Source organism: Nocardia niigatensis NBRC 100131 (assembly GCF_000308655.1).
In the GTDB taxonomy this organism is placed as follows: domain Bacteria; phylum Actinomycetota; class Actinomycetes; order Mycobacteriales; family Mycobacteriaceae; genus Nocardia; species Nocardia niigatensis.
Window position 1 is genome coordinate 225986 of the sequence record NZ_BAGC01000114.1, and the last position, 17026, is coordinate 243011.

The 17026-nt window shown below is 68.8% G+C and carries 15 protein-coding genes and 1 pseudogene; 10 read left to right on the plus strand and 6 right to left on the minus strand.

Annotated features, from left to right (window positions below; translation table 11 throughout):
* Positions 1–372 precede the first annotated feature (372 nt).
* Positions 373–1572, plus strand: coding sequence for an alpha/beta hydrolase (locus tag ON33_RS37560; RefSeq protein WP_157184946.1), 1200 nt, complete (start codon positions 373–375; stop codon positions 1570–1572).
* Between the two features lie 158 nt (positions 1573–1730).
* The gene (locus ON33_RS37565; RefSeq protein ID WP_040863903.1) at positions 1731–3056 is read left to right on the plus strand and encodes a cryptochrome/photolyase family protein; all 1326 of its coding nucleotides are present in this window, start codon (positions 1731–1733) and stop codon (positions 3054–3056) included.
* A 7-nt stretch (positions 3057–3063) separates the two neighbouring features.
* On the opposite strand, the gene ON33_RS37570 is transcribed toward ON33_RS37565, so the two are convergent.
* Entirely contained in the window at positions 3064–4023 is a 960-nt protein-coding gene (locus ON33_RS37570) for an SDR family NAD(P)-dependent oxidoreductase (RefSeq protein WP_040863904.1), read from the minus strand.
* 130 nt (positions 4024–4153) lie between these two features.
* Between ON33_RS37570 and ON33_RS37575 the strand changes: the two genes are divergently transcribed.
* From ON33_RS37575 to ON33_RS37595, 5 genes are read left to right on the plus strand one after another with little or no spacing between them, the layout of a single operon-like run.
* Complete coding sequence (locus ON33_RS37575) at positions 4154–4510, plus strand: lipocalin family protein (protein ID WP_051153455.1); 357 nt, start codon at positions 4154–4156, stop codon at positions 4508–4510.
* Positions 4498–5832: an NAD(P)/FAD-dependent oxidoreductase gene (locus tag ON33_RS37580; protein WP_444543771.1), complete on the plus strand. Its 1335-nt coding sequence runs from the start codon at positions 4498–4500 to the stop codon at positions 5830–5832. Before ON33_RS37575 ends, ON33_RS37580 begins: the two co-directional genes overlap by 13 nt.
* Positions 5829–6554, plus strand: a complete 726-nt coding sequence (locus tag ON33_RS37585) for a DUF1365 domain-containing protein (RefSeq protein ID WP_040863905.1) — start codon at positions 5829–5831, stop codon at positions 6552–6554. Before ON33_RS37580 ends, ON33_RS37585 begins: the two co-directional genes overlap by 4 nt.
* Entirely contained in the window at positions 6551–7870 is a 1320-nt protein-coding gene (locus tag ON33_RS37590; protein WP_245551212.1) for an SAM-dependent methyltransferase, read from the plus strand. The genes ON33_RS37585 and ON33_RS37590 overlap by 4 nt, the downstream gene beginning before the upstream one ends.
* Before the next feature lie 28 nt (positions 7871–7898).
* A complete protein-coding gene (locus ON33_RS37595; RefSeq protein WP_245551214.1) occupies positions 7899–8762 on the plus strand; it encodes a MerR family transcriptional regulator in 864 nt (287 codons plus the stop codon).
* Positions 8763–8823: 61 nt separating this feature from the next.
* Here ON33_RS37595 and ON33_RS37600 read toward each other — a convergent pair whose 3' ends face one another.
* Positions 8824–9684 (minus strand): MerR family transcriptional regulator, encoded by an 861-nt coding sequence (locus ON33_RS37600; RefSeq protein ID WP_040863906.1) that lies wholly within the window; start codon positions 9682–9684, stop codon positions 8824–8826.
* 41 nt (positions 9685–9725) lie between these two features.
* Between ON33_RS37600 and ON33_RS37605 the strand changes: the two genes are divergently transcribed.
* Both ON33_RS37605 and ON33_RS37610 read left to right on the plus strand, forming a co-directional pair.
* On the plus strand, positions 9726–11207 hold the full coding sequence (locus ON33_RS37605; protein WP_040863994.1) for an SDR family oxidoreductase: 1482 nt from the start codon (positions 9726–9728) through the stop codon (positions 11205–11207).
* A gap of 122 nt (positions 11208–11329) precedes the next feature.
* Positions 11330–12217 carry an enoyl-CoA hydratase-related protein gene (locus ON33_RS37610; RefSeq protein WP_040863907.1) on the plus strand — a complete coding sequence of 296 codons (888 nt, stop codon included), beginning with the start codon at positions 11330–11332 and terminating at the stop codon, positions 12215–12217.
* Between the two features lie 295 nt (positions 12218–12512).
* On the opposite strand, the gene casG is transcribed toward ON33_RS37610, so the two are convergent.
* From casG to ON33_RS37625, 3 genes are all read right to left on the minus strand, one after another.
* Positions 12513–14189: a steroid-24-oyl-CoA synthetase gene (gene casG / locus ON33_RS37615; protein WP_040863908.1), complete on the minus strand. Its 1677-nt coding sequence runs from the start codon at positions 14187–14189 to the stop codon at positions 12513–12515.
* Between the two features lie 33 nt (positions 14190–14222).
* Positions 14223–14969: a glucose 1-dehydrogenase gene (locus tag ON33_RS37620; protein ID WP_040863995.1), complete on the minus strand. Its 747-nt coding sequence runs from the start codon at positions 14967–14969 to the stop codon at positions 14223–14225.
* 284 nt (positions 14970–15253) lie between these two features.
* Positions 15254–15739 (minus strand): HpcH/HpaI aldolase/citrate lyase family protein, encoded by a 486-nt coding sequence (locus ON33_RS37625; RefSeq protein WP_051153456.1) that lies wholly within the window; start codon positions 15737–15739, stop codon positions 15254–15256.
* A gap of 26 nt (positions 15740–15765) precedes the next feature.
* On the opposite strand from ON33_RS37625, the pseudogene ON33_RS44235 reads away from it, so the two are divergent.
* Positions 15766–16092: pseudogene (locus ON33_RS44235) on the plus strand (CoA transferase); the annotation flags it as partial.
* Positions 16093–16165: 73 nt separating this feature from the next.
* On the opposite strand, the gene ON33_RS38955 reads toward ON33_RS44235, so the two are convergent.
* A complete protein-coding gene (locus ON33_RS38955; protein WP_157184947.1) occupies positions 16166–16639 on the minus strand; it encodes a hypothetical protein in 474 nt (157 codons plus the stop codon).
* Positions 16640–17026 lie beyond the last annotated feature (387 nt).

A 17026-nucleotide genomic window follows, 5' to 3' on the forward strand; every position in this document is an offset into this window, starting at 1 on the left:
TGGCTTCCCGCATTCCGCACCTCCTGGACTGAAAGCTTCTCCGCTTCGAGCATTTGTCGGACGGCGTGAACAGCTTAAGCGGCAGGCCCGGCCAGATCGTGACAAAATGCCGATTTCCATATGCGCCCGGCAAACCCGTGGTCACGCGACGGGTTCCGGGGCAACCACTACCCTCCGAATGCGCGGAGGCGCCATTCGATTGACATTGCCCGCCATTAGCTGTTCATCGTCGCATTACTTGGTTCGAGGTTCGCGACGGCCTGGAATCCATTCTGTCGCCGGCGCTGTGGATCGGAATCGAGTAACTTTTCGGCACCGCGGCCCTCGCCCTCGCCGCGGCACCGCAACGGACGACCACCGCAAGTCATGCACATGGCAACTATTGCACTGAGCATCGATCCGGTAGCCTCCGAACCCGTGCCGCACGACCTGATCAGTCTCACCAGCGACTACCTCTTCTATGCCGTGATCGCCCTGGCGGTCGCGACCGTGGCGATCACCGTGGTGGCCTGGAATTCCGTGCGGGGACCGCGGCCGGTGCGACTGCTCACGCGGCTGTTCATGATCGGGATGTGCCAGGCCACCGCCGTTGCGGTGCTGGGCCTCTGGATCAACGACGACTTCGCGCTGTACGGCTCATGGCACGACCTGCTGGGCGAACCGGCCACCGCCGACAACTCCCCCGGCGGGCCCGGGACGGCCGATTTCGAGGACCTCGGCGACGGGCTCACCGCTACCGATTTCCATGGCCCGCAATCACACCTGCGGGGACAGGTATTGGTCTGGACGCCACCGCAATACGACCAGTCCGACTACAGCGGCGACCGTTTCCCGGTCATCATGCTGTTGCACGGCGTCCCCGGCACGCCCCAGGCCTGGATCAAGGGCGGGCACGCCACCACCGAACTCGCCGACATGATGACCAAAGGCCAACTGCCACCGGCCATTCTGGTCATGCCACGCGTAGATCCGGGCGGCAATACCGACTGCACCAACATTCCGCACGGCCCGCAAACCGCGACCTGGCTGGCGCAGGACGTGCGCACCCTCGTTCTCGGTCATTTCCGGGCGCTGCACGATCCCGCGGCGTGGGCCATGGCCGGGGACTCCACCGGCGGCTACTGCGCCACCACGCTGCCGCTGCAGTACCCGGGCGACTTCGCGACCGGATTGGCGTTCAGTCCGGATGATTTCCACGGCGACCCGGCCATCGTCCCCAGTCGCACCCTGCGGCGGCTGACCGATCCGATTCGCCTGGCCGCCACCGGATCCCGGGTCGCACTCATGGTGGCGACCAGCCGCAACGATCCGTCCAGCACCCCCGCCAATGCCGAGGCCCTCCGCGCCGCCGCCAAGGCCCCGACCCGGGTCGCTCCGCCGCTCATCGCCGATGACGGCGGCCACAACTGGCACACCTGGCGGGCCATGTACCCGAAGGCGTTCGGCTGGCTCGGCACCCGTCTCGACCGGCCCAGGCAACCCGCGGCGACCGCACTCACCGTCGGCTCCCCCGGCACTGCCACCGCCCTCCCGGCCTGTGGGCCGACCGCCGACTGCCCGGGCCACCACTGAGTGCCGAGAAACGGTCTGCCGGCCCCTGCGGGATCTCCCTCCCGCGTGCAGGGTGGGGCCGGCAGACCGCTGGACGCCGGTGGGCGGCTCAGACCCTGCACCGGCGCCGGTCCGCAAGTTGCATCGATTGCGCATCGATAAGTGTATAGGCTGTCGGTATGACTGTCTCCATCGTGCTGTTCACCAGGGATCTGCGCGTACACGACAATCCGGCGCTGAGCGCGGCGTGCCGGGAGGCCACGGCGGTCGTCCCGCTGTTCGTACTCGACGTCGATCTGCTGGCCAAGGTGCGCGAAGCCCCGAACCGGCTGCGGTTCCTCATCGCCGCGCTGCACGAACTCGACGACGCGCTGCGCGCCCGCGGCGGGCGGCTGATCCTGCGACACGGCCGCGTGGCGGACGAGGTCGAACGGGTCGCCCGGGAGCTGGGGGCGCACACCGTCCATGTCGCGGGCGATGTCACCGGCTACAGCCGCGTCCGGGAAGGCCGACTGCGGGAACGACTTTCGCGGACGGGCTGCCGACTGCTCGTGCACGCGGCCTCGATCACCGCGGTGGATCCCCACGGCATCCGGCCCGACACCGGGCGCGGGCACTACGCGGTGTTCACCCCGTATTTCCGGCGCTGGCTCGAGACGCCGATGCGATCACCGCTCCCCGCACCCGCCACCCTCTCGGTCCCGCGCCTGCGTAGCGTGACCCTGCCCGACGCCGCCGAGCTGAGCGCCGGGCCCGGTTCGCCGGAGCTGAGTGTCGGCGGCGAGACGACCGGGCGAAAACTGCTGGAGCACTGGCTCTCCGGACCGGTGACCGGCTACGCGGACACCAAGGACGTGCCCGCCGCGGACGGCACCTCGGGACTGTCGCCCTACCTGCACTTCGGTTGCCTGTCCGCCGCGGAGGTGGTGTCGCGCACGGACGCGTCCGACACCGGCGGCCTGGCGTTCATCCGGCAGCTGGCCTGGCGGGACTTCTATCACCAGGTCCTGGCGGACCGGCCCGAGATCGCGGAGTCGGATTACCGGCCCGCCGCCGAACCCTGGCGCGCGGATCCGCACGCGGTGGACGCCTGGATCACCGGGCGCACCGGCTATCCCCTGGTCGACGCGGGCCTGCGCCAGCTGCTGGCGCAGGGCGTGATGCCGGGCCGGTCCCGGTTGATCGCCGCGAGTTTCCTGGTCAAGACGCTACGGGTGGACTGGCGGGTCGGCGCACGGCATTTCGAGCACTGGCTGGTGGACGGCGATGTCGCCAACAACCGGCTCAACTGGCAGTGGATGGCGGGCACGGGTACCGACACCCGATCCAGCCGGGTGCTCAATCCCCTGCGCCAGGCCGAACGGTTCGATCCGGACGGCGACTACGCCCGGCGCTGGGTGCCCGAGCTGGCGCACCTGCCGGGCGCGGAGATCCACCGGCCGTGGCGAGCGGGTGTGCCCGCCGCCGACTATCCGCCCCCGATCGTCGAATTCAACGGTATGTGACCATGATTCACCGCGCGGTCAGTCCCGTCGCCGCGGCGCAGTATTGCCAGAGTCGTTCCCGGTCGGCCGCCGACTCCTGGGTGCACGGCAGGTAGTGCGCCGGCCGGGCCCGCCGATCGTGCCACAGCCGGCCGGACGGCACGTCGGTGGCGGCCAGCCAGATCGCGGTGTCCGCACCCTGCGCCGGCGTGCGCAGCAGCGGGCCGGTCAGCCCCCGGAAGCGCGGCAGCGCCGCCGCGATTCCCGGGGTGTCGACCCAGCCGGGATGCATGCAGTGCACCGAGATTCCCTGGGGCGCATAGCGATCGGCGAGGATGGGCGTCAAGGCGACCTGCATGCGCTTGGAGCGCGCGTAGGCCGTCGCGCCGCGATAGGGGCTCGCGCGGTACTCGAAGTCCTCGGGGTGCAACGCCTGGGTGTACATGCCACCGGATGACATCAGGATCACGCGCGGGGCGGGCGCACGCGCCAGCAGCGGCGCCAGCGACTCGGTCGCCAGCAGCGGTCCGAGCACGTGGGTCGCCACGCACAGTTCGTGGCCCTGCGGGCTTTCCGTGCGAACCGCCGGCAGCGTTCCCGCATTGTGGACGAGGACGTCGATGCGGTCGATCCGCTCGGCGATACCGGCAGCGAATTCGCGCACACCGGCCAGATCCGAGATGTCACAGTGCTCGATTCGCGGCACGGCGCCGGGTACCGCGTCGGCGATTCGCGCCGCGGCCGCCGCACCGCGCGCGCGATCACGCACCACCAGGGTGACTCGCGCGCCGAGTCGCGCCAATCCGGTCGCGATGGCCAGGCCGATGCCGGAGTTCGCGCCGGTGATCAGGGCGGTGCGGTCGCGGAGCGCGCCGCCGGGCAGTGGCTGCCAGTGCCGACTGCGGAGCCGGTAGCCCGGGCGGCTGTAGCCGAGCACGACCGTGCGGTCCAGGAGTCGATCGAAGACAGGGGCGGACGGTTTGCTCATGCCGTCGGGTCACCTCTCTCGCGGATATTGCGAATCGACGCGATGCATCGTTTTTGCATCGCTTTCATGGTAGCGTCGGGAGTCCAAGACGGGAACAACCGTCCGGCTCACTCCGACTGGCGGAGGAAACATGCACACCGTCCACAACTCCTGCACCACCTGGCTCGGCACCCGCGACGACATCACCGGCTTCGCGCGTATCACCGATTCCGACACCAATGCCCAATTCGCGGTGACCTTCCGCGGCGAATCCGCTCCGGCGACCGACCATGTGGTCACCGCGCTGGACCCCGATTACCGCTGGGCCCTCGTCGTAGACCCCGCCCGCACCGCCGGATTCGTGTTGTCGCGCGAGCCCGCGCCCGACGCCGGGCAGTGGTCCGCGATCCGTGCGGGGATCGACGCGGCGGGCATGGACGCCTGCCTGTTGCTGACCTCACCGGTCAGCGACGGCTTCGACGGAATCGAGCCGCTGTGCGTGCGTTGACCGGAGCTTCCCGCCGCGTGGCGGTCATCGGCAGCGGGGTATCCGGCCTCACAGCGGCCTGGGTGCTCGCGCGCGACTGCGATGTGGTGCTGTACGAGGCGGATTCACGACTGGGCGGCCACGCCCACACCCATGAGGTGAGCGCGAGCGCCGACGGCACGGGCGAACCGCTCGGGGTGGACTCGGGGTTCATCGTGCACAACGACCGCACGTACCCTACGCTGCTGCGGCTGTTCGACGAACTCGGCATCCGCACACAGGATTCCGACATGTCGATGTCGGTCCGCTGCGACGGCTGCGGGCTGGAATTCGCGGGTGCGAAAGGCCCCCGCGGGCTGTTCCCGACGCCCGGGACACTGCTGCGCGGAGCGTATCTGCGACTGCTCGGCGAGATCACCCGCTTCCACCGGCTGGCGCGCGCCGAGCTGGCCACCGACACCGACGATCTGCGCACGCTCGGGGAGTTCCTGGCCGACGCCGCCTTCACACCGTATTTCACAGCGCATTTCCTGGTGCCGCTGGTGGCGGCGGTATGGTCCTGCCCGCCGCGGCTGGCGCTGCGCTATCCGGCCCACTATCTGTTCACCTTCCTGGAACACCACGGCATGCTCACCGTGTTCGGCTCACCCACCTGGCGTACCGTCACCGGCGGCTCCGCGACCTATGTCAGGGCCGTCGCCGACCGCCTGCACGACGTCCGTACCGAGGTGCCGGTGCGTGCGGTACACCGGGGCGCGCGCACGGTCGCCGTGCGTGACGAGGCGGACGAGGTCGAGTTCTTCGACGCCGCGGTCATCGCCACCCACCCGGATCAAGCACTGCGCCTGCTGGATTCACCGACCGTCACCGAGTCCCAGATCCTGGGCGCGCTGCCCTATTCCAGCAACCGGGCCGTGCTGCACACCGACGACGCGGTGCTGCCCCGGCGATCCGGCGCCCGGGCGTCGTGGAACTACCGCCTGCCGCACTGCACCGCCGCGCCCGATCGGGTCCTGGTCAGCTACGACCTGACCCGGCTGCAACGGCTGCCCGACACCGGCCGCCGGTTCCTCGTCACCCTCGGCGACGAGGATCGGGTGCAACCGGGCACAGTGCTCGCGACCATGCGCTACGCGCATCCCCAGTACACCCCCGAATCCGTGCGGGCGCGCCGGCGTCTGTCCGAAATCGGTGATCAAACAGTGGCTTTCGCCGGGGCCTACCACGGCTGGGGATTCCACGAGGACGGCGCGCTGTCCGGGTTGCGCGCCGCGGAACGGATCGGCGGCCGCTGGCACGGGCTGCCCGACCGGCTCGCGGCCACCGTGCGGGAGTCGTCGTGACCCGAGCGCGACTGGTGCGCACCGTCATTCGGCACACTCGCCTCGAGCCGGTGCGTCACCGCTTCGCCTATCGCAGCTACAGCTGGCTGGTCGATCTGGACGACCTGCCCGTGCTGCCGTGGCCGTGGCGCTGGTTCGCGGACATCCGCGCCCCTGATCACGTCGGTGACCCCGGCGCCGGCCTGCGCGAGAACGTCGCGGCCTATCTGGCAGACGCGGGAATCGAACTGGGTGCGGGGCGGATTCTCATGCTGACCAACGCCCGCGTGCTGGGATATGTGTTCAATCCGCTCACCGTCTACTGGTGCCACGACGACTCCGGTTCCTTGCGCTGCGTGGTCGCCGAGGTGCACAACACCTACGGCGGACGTCATCGCTACCTGCTGCCGCCGGATGCGGAAGCCGTTGTCGCCAAACAGTTCTACGTCTCCCCGTTCAATCCGGTGGCGGGCCGCTATCTGCTGCGGGCCCCGGTTCCGGAGGACCGGCTGCGAGTGGCGATAGCGCTGGAGAGCCCGGAGGGCAGGCCCCTGTTCGCGGCCTCGGTGCGCGGGCGGGTGCTCGTCGCGGACCGGCGCACCCTGACGAGCGTCCTGGTCGCCCATCCGCTGGAAACCCTGCGCATCTCCGCCCTGATCCGCCTGCAAGGCCTGCGACTGTGGGCTCGCGGACTGCCGATTTTCCCCCGAACCCCCGTTTTCCTGCAGGAGGTCCTCTCGTGACTCACACTTCGTTCGCGGCGGACGTCACCGCCGCTACCGCCCCGGGTGCGCCCCGGCTCGCACCACCTTCGGTGCCCGCCGGGGTGCGGTCCGACCTGGGCGCGCCGGTGACGATGGCGCTGTTCCGGCATGCGGCGCAACGTCTTCGGTTGCGGGTGGAACTGCCCGGGGGTGTGCGCTTCGGCGGCGCGGTCGACGACCCGAGCGCGCCCCTGCTGATCCTGCACGATCCCGACGCCTTCGCACGGCGGATCGCTGTCTCCGGGCTCATCGGGTTCGGCGAGGCGTACATGGCCGGCGACTGGAGCGCACCCGATCTGCCGGGGGTGCTCACCGTGCTGGCCGCGGACGTGCGCGACCTGGTCCCCGCACCGCTGCGCGCCTTCCGTTCGCTGCTGCTGCCCCGGCACCCGCGGGACACCCGGGCTACCCCCAGCGGGGCCCGCCGCAACGCCGCCCACCACTACGACCTGTCCAATGATTTCTTCGCCACCTTCCTGGACGAGACCATGACCTACTCGTCGGCAGTGTTCGAACGGCTGGAACCGGCGCCGGCCTGGGAGGATCTCGCCGCGGCGCACCACCGCAAAATCGATCGGCTGCTCGACGACGCCGGTGTGGGACCGGGCAGCTCGGTGCTCGAAATCGGTACCGGCTGGGGCGAACTGGCGATCCGGGCGGCGCAGCGGGGGGCGACGGTCCGATCGCTCACCCTCTCGTCCGAACAACAATGCCTGGCCCGGCGCCGGATAGCCGAGGCCGGGGTCACCGGACAGGTGACGGTCGAGCTGCTCGACTACCGCCGCGCCGGCGGGCACTACGACGCCGTCGTCTCGGTCGAGATGATCGAGGCGGTCGGATACGAGTACCTGCCCGACTATCTCGCCACCCTGGAACGGGTGCTCGCACCCGGCGGACAGATCGCCCTGCAGGTCATCACCATGCCGCACGACCGCATGCGAGCCACCCGGCGCACCCACACCTGGATTCAGGAATACATCTTCCCGGGTGGCTTTTTGCCCTCGGAAACCCTTCTCGCACAACTGGCCTCGGCGCACACCGGCCTCCAGGTCAGCCGGCGGCGGGCGCTGGGACCCCATTACGCGCACACCCTGCGACTATGGCTGGACCGCTTCAGCGCGGCCACCGAGACCATCGACGCGCTGGGCTTCGACGAGGTCTTCCAGCGCATGTGGCGGCTGTACCTGGCCTACTCCGAGGCCGGCTTCCGATCGGGCTACCTCGATGTGGTGCACCTGGTCATGAGCCACCGCGACACAGCCCCACCGAGCAGCCCGGCGAAAGTGGCCCGATGAGCCCGGCGATGCCGGCCACCGTACGGCCGTGATCGAGCCGTCCGGCGGTGCCGAACCGCCCACGGCGACCGAGTTCAGCGTGGGCGCGGTCGCGCGCAGGCTGGGGATTCCGGTCACCACCTTGCGCAGCTGGAACCAGCGTTACGGCATCGGCCCGCAGGGGCATCGGCCCGGCACCCACCGCTACTACACCCGAGCCGACCTCGCGGTGGTGACCCGCATGGTCGAGCTGATCCGGATGGGCGCGAGCCCGGCGAGCGCGGCCCGGGCAGCTCGTGTGGTGCGCACGCCCGCACCGCCCGTCGGCGATGTCGCGCCCGTGCTCGCCGCCGCCGAGTCGCTGGACCCCGCCCGGCTTTTGAGCCTGCTCGCGGCGCACCTCGGTCATCATGGCGTGAGCGCCACCTGGAATCTGCTGTGCCGTCCCGCTTTCGCCGACATCGTCGAGCACCAGCGCCGTGGCGAGGGGTACGTCGATGTCGAGCATCTGCTGTCGTGGGCGGTGACGACGAGCCTGCACCGTGGGGTTCCGGCGCCTGCCGACACCGGAGTGGAGCCGGAGATCGTGCTGGCGTGCACACCGGGCGAACAGCATGTCCTTCCCCTGGAGGTCCTGCGTGCCGCCTTGGCCGAACACGGCCGGGCCACACTGCTGCTCGGCGCGTCCGTCCCGCCGGACGCGCTCGCGCGTGCGCTGTCGCTGCTCGGAGGTACCGCCGCGGTGGTCCTGTGGTCGCAGTCGCCCTATACCGCCGCGCCGGAATCCATTCGCGTCGCCGAAACCTGGCACGGCCCTGTGTTCCTCGCCGGACCGGGCTGGGCCGATATTCCCGGCGAGGCCGGTCCGCGGCGGCTGCACTCGCTGGAGGAGGCGGTGGATGCGCTGGCCTGACCCGCTCCCGGTGCGTCACGACACCCTTCCCGCACCGAAAGTCGCTTCGGCTCGAGCACTTTCACTCCGAGTCGGGGTGCAGCAACCGCTCGACCGCCTCGACGAGACTCGAGAGCCGCTGCGCATGCTCGGGCAGGATGAGGGTGTCCCAGCCTGGACCACCGACGAAGACGTGCGCCCCGGCATCGACGCAGGCCCGCACCGCCGAGCTGAGCGCGGTCTCCTCCTGCTGCGACCACAGCACGACCGCGGCGGGAGCTGGAAGACGCGCGAGCGTGTCGATCAGGGCCGCGGTCGGGACATCCGGGCCGAGCATGCGCGCGCCCACTCCACGCTCGGCGAGCGCGGCGCGCAGCACCTCCAGTGGCAGCGAATGGGTTTCGCCCCCGGTACACGCGAGGATCAGCGGCATGGCCGCGTCGGCGGGGACGGGCGGCACGGTGCGATGCAGGGACGCGATGATGCACCACGACAGCAGATGCTCCACGTCCACACAGCCCTCACCACCGAGCTGCCGGTCGACGATCTCGGCGAAGGCGCTGCGGCACAGCCGATCCCAGGTGCCCACCACGCCGTAGGTGCGCAGATGCTTGTCCAGCAGTTCGCTGACCACACCGGTGTCGAGCGCGAACGCGGCTGCCAGCAGGGCTGCCTCGTCACCGTAGGAGAGTGCGGGCCCGCGGGCCACCACCGCCGCGCCGGCGGGCGTGGATCCGGCACGGATGAGACCGATCATCCTGGCGAGCAGCGCGATATCGGCTTCGGTGTAGAGCCGGTGGCGCCCGGGCCGGTCCTGAGCGGGCCCGATGCCGTAGCGCCGATTCCAGCTGCGCAGCGTCGCAGTCGGAATGCCGAGCCGTTCGGCTACCGCGCGGACAGGCATGCCGGTCTGCTCGGGTACTGGTGTCGGTTGGTGCGGCATGTCTCGATTGTGCCTGTCCGCCATCGGAAGGAGTGAGCACGGTGCGGTGTGTGGTGTTCGGGGCCACCGGTTATATCGGTGGCCGGCTGGTACCGGAGTTGCTGGCGGCGGGGCACACGGTGCAGGTGATGGCGCGTGACCCGGGCAAGCTCGACGACGTGCCCTGGCGCGAGCGGGTGACCGTGCTGCGCGGCGATGTCACCCGCGCCGAGGACGTGCGTGCCGCCTTGGACGGACAGCAGGTGCTCTACTATCTCGTCCATTCGCTGACCCGCGCCGATTTCGCGAATGTGGATCGCGAGGCGGCGGGCGTGATCGCCGCCGAGGCCGACCGCGCGGGCCTGGTCCGGATGGTCTACCTCGGCGGCATTACACCGCCCGGTCAGGTGCTGTCGCGGCATCTGGCCTCGCGTGCCGAGGTCGGCGAGATCCTGTTGCGGGCCGCCACGCCCGCGCTGGTGTTACGGGCGGCGGTGATCATCGGATCCGGTTCGGCCAGTTTCGAAATGCTGCGCTACCTCACCGAACGGCTGCCGGTGATGGTGACCCCGCGCTGGGTGCGCAACCGCATCCAGCCCATCGCCGTACGCGACGTGCTCTACTACCTCACGGCCGCAGCCACATTGACGGGCAGCGTCAACGACGCCGTGGATATCGGCGGACCCGACGTGCTCACCTATCTCGGCATGATGCGTGGCTACGCCGCGGTCGCCGAGCTCCCGCATCGCTTGATCGTGCCCGTCCCGGTGCTCACCCCGTGGTTGTCGGCACAATGGGTGAATCTGGTGACTCCGGTTCCCCGCGCGATTGCCGTGCCCCTGATGGAATCGCTGGTCAACGACGTGGTGTGCGCCGATCACCGTGTCGCCGAGCTGATTCCGGACCCACCCGGCGGACTCACGCCCTATCGGCGCGCGGTGGCGCTGGCGTTGCAGCGGGTCCGCACGCTGGACGTCCCGACCCGCTGGTCGGATGCGAATCCGCCGGACGCACCGTCGAATCCCCTGCCCACCGACCCGGAATGGTCCGGCGGTTCGGTGTATCGCGATGTGCGGGAAAGGGAAACGATCGCCGACCCGGCCACCCTGTGGTCGGTGCTCGAGGCCATCGGCGGCGCCCACGGCTGGTACTCCTTCCCGCCCGCCTGGGCGCTGCGGGGCTGGATCGACCGGCTCATGGGCGGCGCGGGACTGCGCCGGGGCCGCCGGCATCCGCACCTCTTGCGTGAAGGCGACGCCCTGGACTGGTGGCGCGTGGAGCGTTTGGAGCGCGGCCGCCGGATCCTGTTGCGCGCGGAAATGCGGGTGCCCGGCCGCGCCTGGCTGGAATTGTCGGTCGCACCGGCGAGTTCGGGCGGTGCCCACTATCGCCAGCGCGCCCTGTTCGAGCCGCACGGCTTGGCCGGACACCTCTACTGGCACGCCATCGCCCCATTCCACTCGGTGATCTTCGGCGGCATGGTCCGCAACATCACCTCCGCGGCCGAGCAGATGAAGGCGCACCCCACGGACCTGGACCGGTGACTCGGCCGCGGACGGAGTCGCTCGGTGTTCTCGACCGACGGCGATTTCGATAGCCTGAGCCTTCGCGGCACCCGCGGTCGTGCTTCGAGCCGGTATCGCCGGCTCGCCCGAAGGAGGAATCCGTGGAGAACATCCTTGTCGAGGTGGCCGATCACGTCGCCACCATTACCTTGAATCGGCCGCAGCAGCTCAACGCGCTGACCGAGGCGATGGCCGACGAGATCATCGCCGCACTCGACCGCTGCGATACCGACGATGACATTCGCGTCGTCGTCATCACCGGAAGTGGCCGCGCGTTCTGCGCGGGAGCCGATTTGAGCGCGGGGATCGACAGTTTCGCCGACTGGCTGCAATCGGACCTCGACGATCCGATCACCGCGCCGGGCGGGGTCCGCCGTGACGGTGGCGGACGGGTGGCGCTGCGCATCTACGATTCGCTGACCCCGGTGATCGTGGCGATCAACGGTGCGGCGGTCGGGGGCGGGGTCACCTTCACACTGCCGGCCGATATCCGGCTGGTCAGTTCGAAGGCCAAGTTGGGGTTCGTGTTCACGACGATCGGGCTGGTCCCGGAATCGTGCTCGAGCTGGTTCCTGCCGCGCATCGTCGGCATGACCACGGCCCTCGAATGGATGATGACCGGGCGGCTCATCGAGGCCGAGGAGGCCTGCGCCAAGGGACTCGTGCACGCGGTGCACTCGCCGGAGACCCTGCTCGACGAGGCATACGCGATCGCACGGCGGATCGCTACCCGCACCGCACCGGTGTCGGCCGCACTCACGCGGCAGATGCTCTGGCGCTCATGGCAACTCGATCACCCGATGCGGGCCCACGAGATCGAGACGCACGCGGTGAACGTCCGCGGCATCAGCGATGACATCCGGGAGGGCGTCGCCGCGTTCTCGGACAAGCGAACTCCCGAGTTCACCGACCGGGTGACCGCCGACCTCCCCGATGTCTTCGCCGACCTGCCGGCCGCCGAATACCGGACCCCGCGTATCACCCGCTGAGCAGCCCCGGTCGCCGGCCGATCCACGATCCGAGCCGGATGAACCGAGTAATCTCGGTTCTCTGGTTCGCTGGTTCGATATCGACGACAGGTGTGATGAGGTGACGGGATCCGGGGTGGGCGTTCGCACCTACACCGCCATCGCATTGCGGACGGCGGGTTCGACGCGGGGCGCGACGATGCCCCGCAGTACCGGGGCACCTCCCGTGACCTCTCGTCAAACCGGCTGAATCCGTTCCCGCAGCGCGGTTTCGAGGACCTGCCGCGGCGACGGTTCGGCGAACGGAAATTCAGCGTCAGCCGGTGACCGAGCGGAATGCCCGGGGCAGGTCGCGGCGCAGGACCTTACCGGTGGCATTGCGCGGCAACGGATCCGCGGTGACCAGCCAGTGGGCGGGCACCTTGAAATAGGCCAGCCGCCTGGCCACGTGATCGCGCAATTCGTCCTCGGACAGCTGCTCCGGATCGTCGACCACCACGATGGCGGCCACGCTTTGGCCCAGATCCTCGTGCGGGACACCGATCACGGCCGACTCCCGCACCAGCGGGTGCTCGTCCAGGGCATTCTCGATCTCCTGTGGATAGACGTTCTCGCCACCCCGCAGGATCAGATCCGAACGCCGACCGGAGATGTAGAGCTTCCCCTCACGCAAGGTGCCGTAGTCGCCGGTGCGCAACCAGCGGTTCTCGTCGATCGCCGCGTTCGTCGCATCCGTGTTGTTCCAGTAGCCGAGCATTACGTACGGGCTGCGGATGCAGATCTCCCCCTCTTCGCCGTCCGGAGCCGGTTTCCCCTCGAGATCGCGGACCTCGACGGCGACACCGACCACCGCACGGCCCACGGTCTCCGTATCGGCGGCCAACTCCGGCGGGGTCGCCACCGTCGCGGCGGTGCCGGACTCCGTGCACCCGTAGCTGGTCGTAAGGCCCTGCAGGGCAACGGGGAACCGTTCACGCAACCGCTGCACCAGCACGGGAGACGACGGCGCGGAGTTGAGCGAGAACGCGGTCAGCGAGGACAGGTCGTACTTCGAGATGTCCACGCCCAGAATCCGACTCGCCAAGGTCGGCACCGCAGCCCAGTTGGTGACCTGCTCCGTCTCCACCAGCCTCAGCAGTGATTCGGCGTCGAACTCCCCCGAGACCGGGAAGACCACGGCGTCACCCGTGGCCAGACGCGGGATCGCCAGATTGTGCAGGCTCGCGATATGGAACAGCGGCATCGTGGCCAGGTAGCGACGCGCGGCGGGTGCGCCATCCCAGGTTCGACCGAGGAAGCCGGCCGCCAGTGCGTCCATGAACCGGTGGTAGTCCACCACGGCGACCAGGTTCTGCTGGGAGTGCACCACGCCCTTGGGCCGGCCCGTGGTCCCGGAGGTGTAGAGAATGATCGCCGGATCATCCTCGGACACCGCGGTACTCGGATGACCGCCCGCGAATTCCGCGATCAGCGCGGGCAGATCGGTTTCGATGGTCAGCACCGGGATGCCGGTGCCGGTCTCGGCGGCCGGCGCGGCGCGTTTGGCGTCCGCGATCACGACCTTCGGGGAAGTGTGCTCGAGGCCGTAGGCGATCTCGCGCGGCACCCACCACGCGTTGTAGCCGACCGGGATCGCGCCCAATCGCTGTGCGGCCCAGAACGTCAGCACCCACTCGGGGGTATTGGCGGCCAGGATGCCGATCCGATCGCCCTTGCCCACGCCGTAGCGTTCGGCCAGCGCGGCAGCCAGAGCACCGGCGGCGGCGTAATGCTCGGCGAAGGTATAGCGCGTCCGCCCGGACACCAGATACTCGAGATCACCCAGCTCACGAGACGCTTCCAGCAACTCCAGCAGCGAACGGCGGCGATGTTTGAACACCGGCAGCGGTGCGCCGAGCACCGGCTCGACTGTCATCTCGAACGACCCGCCCGGCCCGGTCAGCTTCCCGACCACCTGGGCGGCCAGAGCCTGGAGATCAACAGCGTTGGTCATGAATCAAGTCCTTCGAATCCGTGAGGCAGGGCGTTATCCGAAAGTCTTGTGGGGAACGCCGACGATCAGTCCGCCATCGATGACGTGCTCGGCGCCGGTCGTATAGCTGGATTCGTCGCTTGCCAGGTAGACGATGAGATTCGCGACCTCGTCAGCGGTGGCGGCACGGCCCAGCGGGATCTGCAGGAAGTCCTCGGGGATGCCCTCGGTCATCGGTGTGCGCACCATGCCGGGGTGGACCGAGTTCACGCGAATGTTGTGCTGCGCCAGCTCGAGTGCGGCCGACTTGGTCAGGCCGCGCACGGCGAACTTGGTGGCGGTGTAGCCGTGGAGTCCCGGGCTGCCACGCAGACCCTCCACCGAGGAGATGTTGATGATCGAGCCGACGCCGGCGTTCATCATCGCCTTGGCCGCGGCCTGAATACCGAGGAAGGTACCGGTCAGGTTGATGTCGACGATCTGCCGCCACGCCGCCAGCTCGTAGTCGACGATGAGATTGCCGTTGACGATTCCGGCATTGTTCACGAGGACGGTCAGCGCGCCGAATTCCTCGACGGCGACGCCGACCGCCTGCTCCCAGTGCTCGGGGTCGGTCACATCCAGATGGACGAAGCGAGCCGCCGCACCCAACTCGGCCGCCAGCGCCTTCCCTTCTGCCTCCAGGATGTCCCCGATCACCACCCGGGCGCCGTGCTCGACCAGAGCACGCGCGTGCGCCGCGCCCATGCCGCGCGCACCCCCGCTGATCAGGGCCACTTTTCCCGCGACCCGCTTGTTCATGTTCGGACTGTCCAACGAGAGCTTCTCGGTCATGAGGGCAGCTAAGCATGGTTTCAATCACTGTTTCAATCATTGATTGAACCGACCGAATGGGGTATGGACCCATAGCCGCCAACGCAGTCCCGCTGCGCACGACACCCACGCGCCGCGGTGCCCACACACCGCCACCGTAGCGGTGCATCTTTCGAAACGCTTGTCGCGCAACGCATTTACGTTCAGACACGGTAGCTATCTACACCAGAGTAGGCCCATATCCCGATTGCGATCCCAACCGAACCATCGCGTCAATAGTCGGAATCGGCCTTACCGCGACCGGCCTCGACCAGCGCCTGCGCCCGGGCCAGGTACGGCCGGTCGAGCATCGCTCCCTGGTACCCCACTGCGCCCGTGCCGGGATTCGCCGAGAACAGGTCGATGACCGTTCGTACGGCGGCCACTTCTGCCGCCGTGGGAGTGAATGCCGCATTGATCAGTTCCACTTGATCGGGGTGGATGGCGAGCATGCCGCGGTCGCCGATGTGGCGGGCCTGCTCAGCGCGTCGGCACAGCCCCTCCGTGTCGCGGAAGTCCGGGTACACGGTGTCGACAGCCGAGAGACCGGCCGCCGCTGCGAAAGTTTGGCACAGGCTTCTCGCGAGCGCGAAGGTGAAAGCCTCGGTGCCGTCGCTGTCGCGATTCGCCAGCGCGCCGAGTTCCTCCGCGAGATCCTCGCCACCCCAGCACAATGCGACCAGGCACGGCGCGCCCCGACAGTCCGCCGTGGTGAACATGCTCGCCGCCGAGGTTCGGCGCGCGCGGCGCTGCCGAGATCGCCGACGCGCTGGCCGGAACGTCGGTCCTCCGCGAGCGATATCGCACGTTCGGCGAACTCGCCTCCGATCCGCGGACCACATCGAAACCGCTGTTCACAACGATCGATCAACCCGAGGCCGGTCACTACCCGGCACCGGGGACGCCGATGACGATCAACGGGGTGCACATCCCGGCCCGGCCGGCGCCCCGCCTCGGTGAGCACACCGAGAGCGTGCTCGCCGACCGGCTCGGACTGTCCCGTACGTCGATCATCCACTTGCGTGATTCGGGGATCGTCGCGACCGAACCGCCGAAACGCGACAGACAATGAGCGCGCCGACTCCGGTCGGCGTAGCTCATATCGGTCCGGCCGATATCGCTTCAGGTGCGCCGCTGGTCATCTCTCAGTGTCCGGAGTCTCGCATTCGCTTCTGGCCGTGCATCACCTCATCCACCAGATCGGACCATTCGGTCGCCAGCAGGCCCAGCGCGTGCCAGACAGCATGGACGCACTCCTCGTCGGTTTCGTTCCGGAGCGCCGCCACGGCTTCCTGCTGGGTTTGCGCCAGCCGATCGGCCGCCCTGCCCAGCGACTCGCCACACCGAGCGGCATGGGGGGCGTGATGCGCGACCCAATCGTCGATGCTGGCGATCAAGACCATCCGCACTCCGTGCACGCCCACCATGTCGGGTTCACGCTGCGAAGCGGCGTGCAACTCGGCCAGCCGCCGCGCGCAGCGAGTGACCGGATGCGCCCCGGGCTCGTCGCCGACGCGGCCGCACAGCGCGGCGAAGACCTCGTGCCAGCCCGGGAGAACCGTTCGGGCGGCCACGTCGTCGGTCTGCAGACGCATCGACGAATCGACTTCCGCGGTCATCACACTCCCCTTCCAGGCATTGGCCACAATTCACTTTGACGAACACCTTTCCGCAGGTAGCTGCACTGCAAGGCCTGACGTCCAGGTACCGAAACTACAGTGCAACAAACATCATTGCAATGTTGCCACCAGGGCTTGACTCTCGCCCTACCGGACAGTACAGTCCGGTCCGTCATACCGCATCTGACCTGCTTCGACAATGTGAAATTCCGCCTACCGGTGAGTGTGAACTGCCGACCATCACACACCAGCGCATGGCCGTAGAAGCTCCCGCGTGCCGAGAATTTGCCTTTCGAATCGTCGAATTCATCTGGCCGAATCGCATTGTTCGGGAATCGATTCAGGCTGTCCGAGCACTTATCGGCGCGAATTCCGGCATTCCCGCCG

What these genes read in the sequence shown, in the direction of transcription:
- ON33_RS37565 (WP_040863903.1), top strand. Translation starts at nt 1,731, where the DNA reads ATGACTGTCTCCATCGTGCTGTTCACCAGGGATCTGCGCGTACACGAC.
- casG (WP_040863908.1), bottom strand. Translation starts at nt 14,189, where the DNA reads ATGACCAACGCTGTTGATCTCCAGGCTCTGGCCGCCCAGGTGGTCGGG.
- ON33_RS37570 (WP_040863904.1), bottom strand. Translation starts at nt 4,023, where the DNA reads ATGAGCAAACCGTCCGCCCCTGTCTTCGATCGACTCCTGGACCGCACG.
- ON33_RS37575 (WP_051153455.1), top strand. Translation starts at nt 4,154, where the DNA reads ATGCACACCGTCCACAACTCCTGCACCACCTGGCTCGGCACCCGCGAC.
- ON33_RS37560 (WP_157184946.1), top strand. Translation starts at nt 373, where the DNA reads ATGGCAACTATTGCACTGAGCATCGATCCGGTAGCCTCCGAACCCGTG.
- ON33_RS38955 (WP_157184947.1), bottom strand. Translation starts at nt 16,639, where the DNA reads ATGACCGCGGAAGTCGATTCGTCGATGCGTCTGCAGACCGACGACGTG.
- ON33_RS37600 (WP_040863906.1), bottom strand. Translation starts at nt 9,684, where the DNA reads ATGCCGCACCAACCGACACCAGTACCCGAGCAGACCGGCATGCCTGTC.
- ON33_RS37625 (WP_051153456.1), bottom strand. Translation starts at nt 15,739, where the DNA reads ATGTTCACCACGGCGGACTGTCGGGGCGCGCCGTGCCTGGTCGCATTG.
- ON33_RS37620 (WP_040863995.1), bottom strand. Translation starts at nt 14,969, where the DNA reads ATGAACAAGCGGGTCGCGGGAAAAGTGGCCCTGATCAGCGGGGGTGCG.